Here is a 13,036-nt window from a genome sequence, read left to right as displayed (position 1 = left end):
CGATGCCTCAGCCCGCCACCCGCAGCAGCAGCACCGCCCGGGCCGGCACGGTGATCCCCCTCCCCGCCCGGTGCTCCACCCCCGGCGCCTCCCCCTGCTCCTCCAGGCCGGTGTCGACGACGACCTCGTACCGCTCCGCCCACGGCGGCCCGGGCAGGACGAAGTCCACCGGCGTCTCGCCCGCGTGCAGCACCGCGAGGAAACTGTCGTCGAGGATCTGCGCCCCGCGCTCGTCCCGGCCCGGGATGTCCCGGCCGGACAGGTACATGCCCAGTGTGGCGGCGGGCGCGTACCAGTCCTGCTCGGTCATCTCCGTGCCCCGGGACGTGAACCAGGCCAGGTCGCGCAGGCCGTCCGCGGTCTGGGCGCGGCCGGAGAAGAAGGCCCGGCGCCGGAGCACCGGATGCCGGTGGCGCAGCGCGATCAGCCGGGAGGTCAGCTCGCACAGGGCCCGCCAGCCGGGGTCCTCGAGCAGACCCCAGTCGAGCCAGCTGATCTCGTTGTCCTGGCAGTAGGCGTTGTTGTTGCCGTGCTGCGTGCGGCCCAGCTCGTCGCCCGCGACCAGCATGGGCACGCCCGTGGACAGCAGCAGCGTGGTCAGCAGGTTCCGCAGCTGGCGGCGCCGCAGGGCCAGCACGCCCGCGTGGTCCGTGTCACCCTCGGTGCCGCAGTTCCAGGCGCGGTTGTCGTCCGTGCCGTCCCGGTTGCCCTCGCCGTTGGCCTCGTTGTGCTTGCGCTCGTAGGACACCAGGTCGCGCAGGGTGAAACCGTCGTGCGCGGTGATGAAGTTGACGGAGGCGTAGGGCCTGCGGCCGCCCCAGGCGTACAGGTCGCTGGAGCCGGACAGGCGGTAGCCCATCTCCCTGACGTCCGGCAGCGCGTGTCGCCAGAAGTCCCGGACGGCGTTGCGGTACCGGTCGTTCCACTCCGTCCACAGCGGCGGGAACGCCCCCACCTGGTAGCCGCCCGACCCGACGTCCCACGGCTCGGCGATCAGCTTCACCCGGCGCAGCACCGGGTCCTGGGCGATCACCGCCAGGAACGGGGAGAGCATGTCGACGTCGTGCATCGAGCGGGCCAGCGCCGCCGCCAGGTCGAAGCGGAAACCGTCCACGCCCATCTCGGTGACCCAGTAGCGCAGCGAGTCCGTGATCAGGCGCAGCACGTGCGGCTGGACCACGTGCAGGGTGTTGCCGCAGCCGGTGTAGTCGGCGTAGCGGCGGGCGTCGTCCTGGAGGCGGTAGTAGCCGCGGTTGTCGATGCCCTTCAGGGACAGCGTCGGACCGAGCTCGCCGGCCTCCGCGGTGTGGTTGTAGACGACGTCGAGGATGACCTCTATCCCGGCCGCGTGCAGGGCGCGCACCATGCGCTTGAACTCGCCGACCTGCTGGCCGGTCGTCCCGGAGGCCGCGTAGGCCGCGTGCGGGGCGAAGTAGCCGATGGAGTTGTAACCCCAGTAGTTCCTCAGGCCTCTGCGCAGCAGGTGGTCCTCGTGTGCGAACTGGTGCACCGGCAGCAGCTCCACCGCCGTCACGCCCAGCTTCACCAGGTGCTCGATGGCCGCCGGGTGCGCGAGGCCGGCGTAGGTGCCGCGCAGTTCCTCCGGGATGTCCGGGTGCCGCTGGGTGAAGCCCTTGACGTGCAGCTCGTAGATGACCGAGTCCGCCCAGGGCGTCTTCGGCCGGCGGTCGTCGGCCCAGTCGTCGTCATCGTGGACGACGACGCCCTTCGGGACGTACGGCGCCGAGTCGCGGTCGTCGCGCACGGTGTCGGCGACGTGCTGCTGCGGCCAGTCGCGGACGTGCCCGTACACCTCCGCGGGCAGCGTGAAGTCTCCGTCCACGGCACGCGCGTACGGGTCGAGGAGCAGTTTCGCCGGGTTCCAGCGGGCGCCCGTCCAGGGGTCCCAGCGGCCGTGCACCCGGTAGCCGTAGCGCTGCCCGGGCAGCACGCCCGGGACGAAGCCGTGCCAGATCTCGTGGGTCAGCTCGGCGAGCCGGACCCGTGACTCCTTGCCCGCCTCGTCGAAGAGGCACAGCTCGACCCCCTCGGCGCCGCCCGCCCACAGGGCGAAGTTGGTCCCCGCCACGCCGTCCGGGCCGACCCGGAACCGGGCCCCCAGGGGCGTCGGCGTGCCCGGCCGGGCGGGCACCGTGGGGGGCGGCGCGGCCCGCCGTGCGCCGTTCACGGCGGCGGCCTGGCGCCCGTTCCCGGTGGCCTGAGGACCGGCCACCGCCTCCTGCTCGGCTGCGCTGGACACCTGTCAGCCTCCCGCGGCTCGTGGGACGACGGGGGACAGAGGGGTGCGGCCCTGCTGTGGCCCGGGTCGCGGCTCCCCTGCGCGTCGTCCTCCCCACTGTTCTGCCCAGAGGGTGGGTCGCACTCACGTTTCCCCGGGGGCGGGCATGGTCGTTTCCCGGGGACGCGGCCGGTCGTTGGGCACCTCGTGAGGCACGTACAAGGGCGCGCGCGGCGCGCGAGGGCCGCGCTGGCCGCCGTAGTGACATGGGCAGGGCTCCTGGCCGGGGCCACGGGCTGTACCTCGGACGACGCGGGCGGGCTCGCCGGGGCGTTCGGCGCGCCCCCGGCGCCCGAGGACGTCATCAAGGTCTCGCCCGGCGACGGCAGCAGGGGTGTGCGCCCCGGGAAGAAGCTGCGGGTGCGCGTGCCCGACGGCCGGCTGGAGTCGGTGAAGGTCGTCAGGTCGCAGGACGCCCAGGAGTCCCCCGTGCCCGGGCGGATCTCCGCCGACGGCCTGACCTGGGAACCCGAGGAGGAGCGGCTGGCGCTGGCCGCCGAGTACACGGTCGACGCGGTCGCCGTCGACGGCGACGGACGCCGCTCGGCCCGGCACACCACGTTCACGACGTACGTCCCCGAGAAGCGCTTCATCGGCTACGTCGCCCCGGAGAACCGCGCCACGGTCGGCACCGGCATGATCGTCTCCCTGGAGTTCAACCGGGAGATCAGGCACCGCGCCGCCGTCGAACGCGCGGTGCGGGTCAGCGCCCGCCCGGCCGTCGAGATCCGCCCCCACTGGTTCGGCCGGACCCGCCTCGACTTCCGCCCCGAGCACTACTGGAAGCCCGGCACCCAGGTCACCGTCGCCCTGCGCCTGCGGGACGTCAAGGGAGCGCCCGGGGTCTACGGCCTGCAGCACAAGACATTCTCCTTCACCGTCGGCCGCAGCCAGGTCTCCGTCGTCGACGCCGCCCGGCACTCCATGGAGGTGCGGCGCGACGGCGAGCCGCTCGCCACCGTGCCCATCACGGCCGGCGCCCCGAAGACCACCACGTACAACGGCAAGATGGTGGTGACCGAGATGCTCGAGGTCACCCGGATGAACGGCGCCACGGTCGGCTTCAAGAAGCGCGACGGCAAGGGCGAGTACGACATCCCGGACGTCCCGCACGCCATGCGCCTGACCGACTCCGGCACCTTCCTGCACGGCAACTACTGGGCGCCCCCCACCGTCTTCGGCCGCACCAACGTCAGCCACGGCTGCGTCGGACTGCGCGATGTGAAGGGCGGCGGTTCCGACACCCCGGCCGGCTGGTTCTTCGACCGCAGCCTCATCGGGGACGTCGTCGAGGTCGTCAACAGCAATGACAAAAAGGTCGCTCCCGACAACGGGCTCGGAGGATGGAATATGAGCTGGAATGCATGGAAGGCGGGCAGTGCGGTGAAGTAGCCGGACAGAGGGGCGGGTTGACCCGGCGTTCCGTTGGGACCGAACAGTGACAATCGCGGGCCGCCGGTGCCCCGCACCCTGTGGTTACTATTCGCCGGTGCGCGGGGGACGCGCAGGGGTGCGGGCCTGACCAGGCCCGGGGAGGGGAGAACGACTTGAACGGGCGACCGATATCGGGGGCGTCGGTTGGGGGCGGGAAGGGACTGCTCGCGCTGATCCTGGGCGCGCTGCTCCTCGCCGTCACGGCGTGCGGCGGCGGGGGGACCGGCTCCGGTTCCGGCGCGGGCGGCGGCAAGGGCAAGGACGCGGACACCGCGCAGAGCAAGCAGTCCGAGGCGGTCGTCAGCATCACCCCCAAGGACGGCGCCAAGTCCGTCGACACCAGCGGCGCGTTGAAGGTGACCGCCGCTCAGGGCAAGCTGACCGAGGTCGAGGTCAAGGACGGCGAGGGCAGGAGGGTCGACGGCGAGATATCCGGCGACGGCGCCACCTGGACGCCGTCCACGCACCTGGCCGCCGCCACCAAGTACACGGTGCACGCGGTCGCCAAGGACTCCGAGGGTCGCACGGCCGCGGAGGACGCCGGCTTCACGACGCTCACCCCGAAGAACACCTTCATCGGCACCTTCACCCCCGAGGACGGCTCCAAGGTCGGCGTCGGCATGCCGTTCTCGATCCGCTTCTCCCGGGGCATCACCAGCCCGGACGACGTCGAGAAGGCCATCCGCATCAGGACGGAACCGGCCGTCGACGTCGAGGGCCACTGGTTCGGCAACGACCGCCTCGACTTCCGCCCCGAGAAGTACTGGAAGCCGGGCACCAAGGTGACCGTCGACCTGAACCTCGACGGCGTCGAGGGACGCCCCGGGGTCTACGGCGAGCAGGACAAGACCATCGACTTCACCATCGGCCGCAACCAGGTCTCCGTCGTCGACGCCAAGAAGCTGACGATGAAGGTCATGCGCGACGGCAAGGTCTTCAAGACCATCCCGGTCACCACCGGAAAGCCCGGCATGGAGACCTGGAACGGCCAGATGGTCATCAGCGAGATGCTCACGGTGACCCGGATGAACGGCGAGACCGTCGGCTACGGCGGCGAGTACGACATCAAGGACGTCCCGCACGCCATCCGCCTGACCACCTCCGGCACGTTCCTGCACGGCAACTACTGGGCGAGCGGCGCCTTCGGCAACTACAACGCCAGCCACGGCTGCATCGGCCTGCGCGACGTGCGCGGCGGCTGGGACAAGAAGGCGCCGGCCGCGTGGTTCTTCAACCACTCGATGATCGGCGACGTGGTGATCGTCAAGAACTCCGAGGACCGGATCGTCGACCCGGACAACGGGCTCAACGGCTGGAACATGTCGTGGGAGAAGTGGAAGAAGTAATTCCGCGCTGCTGACAAGGGGGCCCCGGTGTGACGGACCGCACCGGGGCCCTACCCGTTAGCCCCCGTTAACCTGCTCCCTATGACCGTCTCTCTCGAAGTCGCTGAAGGCGTCGGCACGCTCCGGCTCGACCGACCGCCCATGAACGCGCTGGACATCGCCACGCAGGACCGGCTGAAGGAACTCGCCGAGGAGGCCGGGCGCCGCGAGGACGTGCGGGCCGTGGTGGTCTACGGCGGTGAGAAGGTGTTCGCGGCGGGCGCGGACATCAAGGAGATGCAGGCGATGGACCACACCGCGATGGTCCTGCGCGCCCGCGCCCTGCAGGACTCGTTCACGGCGGTGGCCCGCATCCCCAAGCCGGTCGTCGCGGCCGTGACGGGCTACGCGCTGGGCGGCGGCTGTGAACTCGCGCTGTGCGCGGACTTCCGCATCGCCGCCGAGAACGCCAAGCTCGGCCAGCCGGAGATCCTGCTCGGCCTGATCCCCGGCGCGGGCGGCACCCAGCGCCTGGCCCGCCTGGTCGGCCCCTCCAAGGCCAAGGACCTGATCTTCACCGGCCGGATGGTCAAGGCCGACGAAGCCGAGAGGATCGGCCTGGTCGACCGGGTCGTGCCCGCCGACGAGGTGTACGCGCAGGCGCACGCCTGGGCCGCGAAACTGGCGCAGGGCCCCGCCCTCGCGCTGCGCGCGGCCAAGGAGGCCGTCGACACCGGCCTGGAGACGGACATCGACACGGGCCTCGCGGTCGAACGGAACTGGTTCGCGGGCCTGTTCGCCACCGAGGACCGCGAGCGCGGGATGCGCAGCTTCGTGGAGGAGGGGCCGGGCAAGGCGAAGTTCCTGTGAACCTTCCTCCGAAGGCTTGCAATTGACGCGGTGTCTGATCCGGGTCCCTCGATGGGGCGGTTTATGGCAGCCTTAAGGCAACCTTAAGCGTGGTCGGCCGAGGGAGTCCGTCGATTGCCCCGCAATAGGTCGTCCCAGCAGGTCGGAGGGGGTGCGGACGACTCCGAGGTGCCGTTGGCATATGACGGTGGGCCGTCGGTTCACGGGCCGTACCCGGGGGCGTATTCCCCGGGAACGGCCCCGTCGCACGCTCCCGGCGGCCATGATGGGGGCATGGCGGGGCTGGAGGGTATGGAACAGCCGCGGGGAGACGCACATGCGGCCGCGGCGCGCTGGTCGCCGACCGTCGAGGACGAACACGCGCTGAAGGCGCTGGAGTTGTACGGCAACCCGACGGAGGCAGAGGTCCCACTGCCGTCCCGCCCCGAGTCCGCGGCCACCGCCAGACGCCTCACCCAGGTCGTGGTCCTGCGCCACTGGGGACTCACCCCCAAGACCACGGAGGACGCCGTCCTGCTCGTCTCCGAACTGGTCGGCAACGCCGTACGCCACACCGGCGCCCGCGTCTTCGGGCTCCGTCTGCACCGGCGCCGCGGCTGGATCCGCGTCGAGGTCCGCGACCCCTCCCGGGGCCTGCCCTGCCTGATGCCGGTCCAGGAGCTGGACGTCAGCGGCCGGGGCCTGTTCCTCGTCGACAAGCTGGCGGACCGCTGGGGCGTCGATCTGCTGCCCCGGGGCAAGACCACGTGGTTCGAGATGCGGGTCACCGACCGCTGAGGGGCTCACCCGGCCGCCGATCGGGCGAATAGCCGGATTCCGGTTGCGGCGCACCTTAAATGGTGCAATGCGCCGTCACCTCCTCAAGAGCACCCTCGTCGCGGGTGCCGCCCTCGCCGTCCTCGCCGCCTGTGGCACCCAGAGCGGGGAACGGACCTCCCAGGCGCACGGCACCAAGGCCGCCGTGCCCGCCCCGCCCGAGAAGAAGCCCGTCGAGGGCCTGCCCGGCATGCCGCCCGTCCTCGACCCCGAGGACGTGTACGCGGCCGACCGCCCGAACAAGCTGTCCCCCGTGGTGAAGGACTTCCCGTCCCGGGTCTACGTCCCCAACACCGAGTCCGACACGGTCTCCGTCATCGACCCGAAGACCTACGAGATCATCGAGACGATCCCCGTGGGCCGGCAGCCCCAGCACGTGGTGCCCTCCTGGGACCTGAAGACGCTCTGGGTCAACAACAACCGCGGCCACACCCTCACCCCGATCGACCCGAAGACCGGCAAGGCGGGCAAGGAGGTCGAGGTCCACGACCCGTACAACCTCTACTTCACGCCCAACGGCAGGTACGCCGTCGTCATGGCCTCCCTCGACCGGGAACTCGTCTTCCGCGACCCGCACACCATGGAGCGCAAGAAGACCGTCCCCGTCTCCTGCTACGGCGTCAACCACGCCGACTTCTCCCTCGACGGCCGCTACTTCATCGTCTCCTGCGAGTTCAGCGGCGAGCTGCTCAAGGTCGACACCGAGAAGATGAAGGTCGTCGGCCAGCAGCGGCTGCCGTTCGAGGGCGCCATGCCGCAGGACGTGAAGGTCTCGCCCGACGGCAAGAAGTTCTACATCGCCGACATGATGGCCCACGGCATGTGGGTCCTGGACGGCGACACCTTCGCCGAGCCCACCCTGCTGCCCACCGGCAAGGGCTGCCACGGCCTCTACGTCAGCCGCGACTCCCGCGAGATGTACGTGTCCAACCGCGGCGAGGGCACCATCTCCGTCTTCGACTTCACCCAGGACAAGCTGACCAAGAAGTGGCAGCTGCCCGACGGCGGCAGCCCCGACATGGGCGGCGTCTCGGCCGACGGCAAGGTGTTCTGGCTCTCCGGCCGCTACGACGCCGAGGTGTACGCCATCGACACCCGCACCGGCACCCAGCTCGCCCGCATCCCCGTCGGCAGCGGCCCGCACGGCCTCGCGGTCTACCCGCAGCCCGGCCGCTACTCCCTCGGCCACACGGGCATCTTCCGCTGACGCCCATCCGCCGTCCACACGGCAGCAGTTGACACGCCCCTGATCGGGTGAGGGTCCCGGCCCGCCGCAGCGGAACCGTGATCGTGCCGTGCATGATCACTCTTCGTCTGCGGCGGCGCACCACCGCCGCCGCCCTCTGCCTGACGGCCGTCCTCACGACCACGGCCGCCGCGCCCGCCCAGGCGCCCGCCAAGCCCGCCGCCCCCGCACCGGCCGCCTGTCCCGTCCAGTTCGACGACGAGATCAAGGCCGCCGCCGACCGCCGTGTCGACGTCGACCGCATCACCCCCGACCCGTCCTGGCGCACCACGTGCGGCACGCTCTACCGCGCCGACGGCCGCGGCCCGTCCGTCGTCTTCGAGCAGGGCTTCCACCCCAAGGACGTCGTCAACGGCCAGTACGACCTGGAGAAGTACGTCCTGGTCAACCAGCCGTCCCCGTACGTGTCCACGACGTACGACCACGACCTCTACAAGAAGTGGAAGTCCGGCTACAACTACTACGTCGACGCCCCGGGCGGCATCGACGTCAACAAGACCATCGGCGACACCCACAAGTGGGCCGACCAGCAGGAGGTCGCCTTCCCCGGCGGCATCGCCCGGCAGTACATCATCGGCGTCTGCCCGGTGGACAAGCAGACCAAGACGGAGATCATGAGCGAGTGCGAGAGCAACCCGCACTACGAGCCGTGGCACTGAGCAGCACCTCCGAGCCCACGGGCCGGTAGCCGGCCGCCTGGAACGCCCGCAGCCCACGGGCGTTCCCGGCGGCCACCTGGGCCCACACGGCCGCCCCGTCGACCAGGTGCCGCGCCGACTGCAGCAGCCGCCGCCCCAGCCCTCGGTGCCGCGCCCCCTCGTCGACCTCGACCGCGACCTCCCATCGGCCGGCCGGCCCGCGGCCCAGGACGAGCACTCCGCCGTCCGCCGTCCACGCCCGCACGTCGTCCCGCCGTCCCCGGGCGGAGCGCACCCGCGGATGCGTCGAGCCGTCGGTCTCCGTCAGCCGGAGCGGCGGTTCCCCGGGCAGCGCGGCGCCGGTCAGCAGCACGTCGATCGTGTCGGACGTACGCCCCGTCCGGTCCATGAGGGCCGTCAGGAAGCGGGCGTTCATCGTGGCCGCGAGCCGGTCGCAGTCGGTGCGGGCCAGCGTCCGGCGCACCCAGTCCGGATCCTCGTCCGTGAAGACCACCGAGTGGGCCGTGAAGGCGAGGACCCCCGTGTCCCGCGGCGAGGGCTGCGGCACGATCGTCGTACCGCCGTCGGCCGGTGGGAACACGCCCCGCTCCGCCGCGTCGAGAATGTCCCGCAGGGTGTCCGCCACCGGTCCCCTCCTTGAGTCTCCACCCGCTGGAAGGTCCAGACTCGCAGACATGACCGACGACGGCAGCGGACTGCTCACCATCGGCGCACTGGCCCGGGCCACCGGACTGACCGTACGCACCATCCGCTACTGGTCCGACGAGGGCGCCCTGCCCCCGGTGGCCCGGTCCGAAGGCGGCTACCGGCTGTACGACGCCGCCTCCGTGGCCCGCCTGGAGCTGATCCGGACCCTGCGCGAGCTCGGCCTCGGACTGGCGGACGTCCGCCGGGTGCTGGCCGGCGAGACGACGGTGGCGCAGGTGGCGGCGGCCCACGTGGTCGCGCTGGACGCGCAGATCCGGTCCCTGAAGGTGACGCGCGCGGTGCTGTCGACGGTCGCGCAGCGGGGTTCCGACGCGGAGGAGATGACTCTGGTGAACAGACTGGCACGGCTGTCGGCGGCCGAGCGGCGGCGGATCCTGGAGGAGTTCGTGGACGAGGTGTTCCACGGGCTGGACACGGCGGACCCGGAGATCCGCGCACGCATGCGGAACACCGCCGCCGACCTGCCCGAGGAGCCCACGCCCGAGCAGGTGGACGCCTGGCTGGAGCTGGCCGAGATGCTCCAGGACCCGGACTTCCGGGCCGAGATGCGCAAGGTCGCCGAGTTCAACGCGGCGGACCACGGCCACACCACGCCCCCCGGGGCCTCCCTGTGGTTCTCCCGCCGGCTCGTCCAGCTGGGAGCCGCGGCCCGCGAACGCGGCATCGCCCCCGACGCGCCGGAGGCGGCCGGGGTGCTGCGCGAGCTGCTGGGCGACGCCGACCCCGCGACCGTGCTCGACCGGCTGCGGTCGCACGCCACCGACCGGGTCGCCCGTTACCGCGAGTTGCTGGCCGTCGTGAAGGGGACCGGGCCCGAGGCGGCGTACCGCGAGGAGTTCGCCTGGGTGGTCGCCGCGCTGGAGGCTCGGGCGGGCGGCTAATCTGACCTGCGTCAGTACGACGTACAGCACGAGATGAGGGGCGGATCGGTGGCGGACATCGAGGAAGCACGCAAGCAGTTCGAGCGGATCGATACGGACGGTGACGGATTCATCACCGCTGCCGAGTTCAAGACCGCCCTGGCCCGGTCGGGCGACTGGAACGTCACCGAGTCGGTCGCCGAGGTCGTCATCAAGACCCGCGACCTCGACGGCGACAAGAAGCTGAGCTTCGACGAGTTCTGGTCCTACCTGAACAAGTAGTCGCCCGACGCGCCCGCGGGTGAGCGAAGGGGCCCGGTCCCGCACGGACCGGGCCCCTCGTCACGCCCGGCGTGCCGCGCGCACACTCCACCGGCCCGTGCCGCTCCCAGGCCAGCGGCAGGTCGAAGCACGTGCCCAGCTGGTCGGCCGTGAGCACCTCGGCCACCGGGCCGCCCGCGAGCGGACGGCCCTCGCGCAGCAGCAGGGCGTGCGTGGTGTGCGCCGGCAGCTCTTCCAGATGGTGCGTGACCAGGACCGTCGCCAGCCGCGGATGCTCCCGGCCCAGCTCCTCCAGCGCGCCGATCAGCTGCTCCCGGCCCGGCAGGTCCAGGCCGGTCGCCGGCTCGTCCAGGAGCAGCAGCCTGGGTTGCGGCATCAGGGCCCGGGCGATCAGGGTCCGGTCGTGCTGCCCCTGGGAGAGCGTGGGCCAGCGCGCGGCACGGTGCCCGGCCAGCCCCAGCGTCGCCATCAAACGCTCGGCCCGTTCGGCCTGCTCGGGCGTCGGCCGCCACCGGGGCAGCGGCTCCACCGAGTTGGTCAGTGCCCCACGTGTGCCCGCAACTCCCGCAGGTCGACCCGGCCCAGCCGATGACCCAGCACCTCCACGCCGCCCCGGGTGGGGTGGAGCAGCGCGCCCAGCAGCCGGAGCAGCGTGGACTTGCCCGCGCCGTTGGGCCCGAGCAGCGCCCAGTGCTCCACGGCCCGGACGGTCAGGCCGCCGTGACCGACGTCTACGAGGTCCGCATGGCGGTGGAGGTGCACGCGGCCCGGTTGGCGGCCCGCCGCCGCACACCGGAGGACATCACCGCACTGTGGGCGGCACTCGACGCCCGCCGGGCCGCCACCCCCGCCGATGACGCCGACTTCGTCGACGCGGACATCGCCTTCCACGCCGCCGTGGTCGCCGCCGCCCACAACCCCGTGCTCGCCGACCTGTTCACCGAGTTCCCGCCCGTTCTGCGCGAGGGGCTGATCGAGCTGCTGACCCTGACGGGCCTGCGCGTCCACGACCCGAGCACCGGCGACGCGGCCCACGAGGCGCTGGTCCGTGCGGTGGCGCGGGGGGACGCGGAGGGCGCGGCCGAGGTGCTGCGCGAGGAGCTGGAGGACCCGTTCGCGCCCGCCCGGGACCCGGAATAGCCCGTCCGCCCCGGAGGTTGCTCTGGTCACGAAGGCTTCGCGAGGCGCTGTCCACATCGTGAAGGGTGAGGCGAGGACATGAGGATCGGCATCATCGGGGCGGGCAACATCGGCGGCAATCTGACCCGGCGGCTCACCGCCCTCGGTCACGAGGTGTCCGTCGCCAACTCCCGCGGCCCGCACACGCTCACGGCCCTGGCGGAGGAGACCGGGGCCACGCCCGTGACGGTCGAGGAGGCGGCGCGGGGAGCGGAGGTCGTCGTGGTGACCATCCCCCTGAAGGCGGTCCCGGACCTGCCCTCCGGTCTCTTCGACGGGGCGGCGGACGGTGTCGCCGTCATCGACACCGGCAACTACTACCCGCGCCAGCGGGACGGCAGGATCGCCGCGATCGAGGACGAGGGCCTCACCGAGAGCCGCTGGACGGAACGGCAGATCGGCCATCCGGTGATCAAGGCCTTCAACGGCACCTACGCCCAGGACATCCTGGACCGGCCGCTCCCGGCCGGCGACCCCGACCGCATGGCCCTCCCGGTGGCCGGTGACGACGAGGCGGCCAAGCGCACGGTGCGCGACCTGATCGACGAACTCGGCTTCGACACCGTCGACGCGGGCGGCATCGACGACTCCTGGCGCCAGCAGCCCGGCACCCCGGTCTACGGCCTGCGCGCCGGTGCGGACGCGGTCACGAAGGCCCTGTCCGAGGCGTCCCCGGAACGCCCGGCGGACTTCCGCGGATAGCCACCGGGACTCAGGCGTCCTCGGCCCACTTCCGCAGCGCCGCCCTGCTCTCGAAGGCGGCCACGTTCTTGTCCAGCGGGTCGTCGGTGTACTGGTGGAAGCGCCACTTGGCCTTGATGCGGGGCTTGCCCGCGGAGACGTAGTCCGCTATCCACAGCCCGTCGCCCGCGTAGGACGTCGTGTCGACGTTGAGCCAGAAGTCGCGGTTGCAGTAGAGGACCACCGGGTTGTTCGGCCGCAGGTCCTTCAGCTTCCGTAGGAACAGGTCCTTCTCGGCGTTGCTCGCGCGCGTGCCGTTGCTCGTGGTCTCCCAGTCGACGGCGAGGATGTCGCCCGCCCGGTCCGGTGCCTTGCCGACGAAGTACTGGGCCTGGGCGGTGAGGTTGCCGGGCCACAGGAAGTGGTAGAAGCCGACGACCAGCCCGGCGTCCCGCGCCCGCTTCGTCTGGGCGGCGAGCTTGGGGTTGACGTAGGAACGGCCCTCGGTCGCCTTGATGAAGACGAAGGAGAGGCCCTCGGTGCTGTAGGAGGAGGACTGGTACGCGCTCACGTCGATGCCGCGCAGCATGGGGGCTCCCTGAAGTACTGGTGGGGGAGGGGGAGTTGGTGCCCACCACCATCGCACGGGCCGCTGTGACCTGACGTGGAAATGTCAA

General features: G+C 71.6%; 12 protein-coding genes and 2 pseudogenes. 10 read left to right on the top strand and 4 right to left on the bottom strand.

Features of this window, described 5'->3' with window-relative positions; genetic code table 11:
* Positions 1 to 7 precede the first annotated feature (7 nt).
* Complete coding sequence (glgX, locus tag ACSUPV_RS12130; protein WP_436947457.1) at positions 8 to 2,260, bottom strand: glycogen debranching protein GlgX; 2,253 nt, start codon at positions 2,258 to 2,260, stop codon at positions 8 to 10.
* Between the two features lie 186 nt (positions 2,261 to 2,446).
* On the opposite strand from glgX, the gene ACSUPV_RS12125 reads away from it, so the two are divergent.
* The 6 genes from ACSUPV_RS12125 (at position 2,447) to ACSUPV_RS12100 (ending at position 8,649) form a co-directional block, all read left to right on the top strand.
* A complete protein-coding gene (locus ACSUPV_RS12125; protein WP_359794831.1) occupies positions 2,447 to 3,691 on the top strand; it encodes a L,D-transpeptidase in 1,245 nt (414 codons plus the stop codon).
* 155 nt (positions 3,692 to 3,846) lie between these two features.
* Positions 3,847 to 5,079: a L,D-transpeptidase gene (locus ACSUPV_RS12120; protein ID WP_031117584.1), complete on the top strand. Its 1,233-nt coding sequence runs from the start codon at positions 3,847 to 3,849 to the stop codon at positions 5,077 to 5,079.
* Positions 5,080 to 5,160: 81 nt separating this feature from the next.
* A complete protein-coding gene (locus tag ACSUPV_RS12115) occupies positions 5,161 to 5,928 on the top strand; it encodes an enoyl-CoA hydratase/isomerase family protein (RefSeq protein ID WP_031117583.1) in 768 nt (255 codons plus the stop codon).
* A gap of 168 nt (positions 5,929 to 6,096) precedes the next feature.
* Positions 6,097 to 6,705: an ATP-binding protein gene (locus ACSUPV_RS12110; protein ID WP_359794829.1), complete on the top strand. Its 609-nt coding sequence runs from the start codon at positions 6,097 to 6,099 to the stop codon at positions 6,703 to 6,705.
* A gap of 67 nt (positions 6,706 to 6,772) precedes the next feature.
* Positions 6,773 to 7,951 carry a YncE family protein gene (locus ACSUPV_RS12105; protein WP_436947456.1) on the top strand — a complete coding sequence of 393 codons (1,179 nt, stop codon included), beginning with the start codon at positions 6,773 to 6,775 and terminating at the stop codon, positions 7,949 to 7,951.
* Positions 7,952 to 8,043: 92 nt separating this feature from the next.
* Positions 8,044 to 8,649, top strand: coding sequence for an ADP-ribosyltransferase (locus ACSUPV_RS12100; protein ID WP_037768734.1), 606 nt, complete (start codon positions 8,044 to 8,046; stop codon positions 8,647 to 8,649).
* On the opposite strand, the gene ACSUPV_RS12095 is transcribed toward ACSUPV_RS12100, so the two are convergent.
* The gene (locus tag ACSUPV_RS12095; protein ID WP_037768581.1) at positions 8,603 to 9,274 is read right to left on the bottom strand and encodes a GNAT family N-acetyltransferase; all 672 of its coding nucleotides are present in this window, start codon (positions 9,272 to 9,274) and stop codon (positions 8,603 to 8,605) included. The two genes, ACSUPV_RS12100 and ACSUPV_RS12095, sit on opposite strands and share 47 nt — an antisense overlap.
* Before the next feature lie 49 nt (positions 9,275 to 9,323).
* Between ACSUPV_RS12095 and ACSUPV_RS12090 the strand changes: the two genes are divergently transcribed.
* A complete protein-coding gene (locus ACSUPV_RS12090) occupies positions 9,324 to 10,238 on the top strand; it encodes a MerR family transcriptional regulator (RefSeq protein ID WP_037768583.1) in 915 nt (304 codons plus the stop codon).
* Between the two features lie 48 nt (positions 10,239 to 10,286).
* A complete protein-coding gene (locus ACSUPV_RS12085; RefSeq protein ID WP_031117577.1) occupies positions 10,287 to 10,499 on the top strand; it encodes an EF-hand domain-containing protein in 213 nt (70 codons plus the stop codon).
* A gap of 60 nt (positions 10,500 to 10,559) precedes the next feature.
* Here ACSUPV_RS12085 and ACSUPV_RS12080 read toward each other — a convergent pair.
* A pseudogene (locus ACSUPV_RS12080) lies at positions 10,560 to 11,261 on the bottom strand (ABC transporter ATP-binding protein).
* Here ACSUPV_RS12080 and ACSUPV_RS12075 point away from each other — a divergent pair.
* Both ACSUPV_RS12075 and ACSUPV_RS12070 read left to right on the top strand, forming a co-directional pair.
* Positions 11,211 to 11,639, top strand: a pseudogene (locus tag ACSUPV_RS12075) (FCD domain-containing protein); the annotation flags it as partial. The pseudogenes ACSUPV_RS12080 and ACSUPV_RS12075 overlap by 51 nt on opposite strands.
* Before the next feature lie 78 nt (positions 11,640 to 11,717).
* The gene (locus ACSUPV_RS12070; RefSeq protein WP_037768585.1) at positions 11,718 to 12,380 is read left to right on the top strand and encodes an NADPH-dependent F420 reductase; all 663 of its coding nucleotides are present in this window, start codon (positions 11,718 to 11,720) and stop codon (positions 12,378 to 12,380) included.
* A gap of 10 nt (positions 12,381 to 12,390) precedes the next feature.
* Here ACSUPV_RS12070 and ACSUPV_RS12065 read toward each other — a convergent pair whose 3' ends face one another.
* Entirely contained in the window at positions 12,391 to 12,948 is a 558-nt protein-coding gene (locus ACSUPV_RS12065; protein WP_031117574.1) for a glycoside hydrolase family 25 protein, read from the bottom strand.
* Between the last annotated feature and the right edge of the window lie 88 nt (positions 12,949 to 13,036).

It is taken from the genome of Streptomyces sp. SudanB52_2052 (assembly GCF_964272415.1).
Lineage (GTDB): Bacteria > Actinomycetota > Actinomycetes > Streptomycetales > Streptomycetaceae > Streptomyces > Streptomyces olindensis.
The sequence above is the reverse complement of the archived record's forward strand: the minus strand, read 5'-3'. Positions and strand labels throughout refer to the sequence as shown.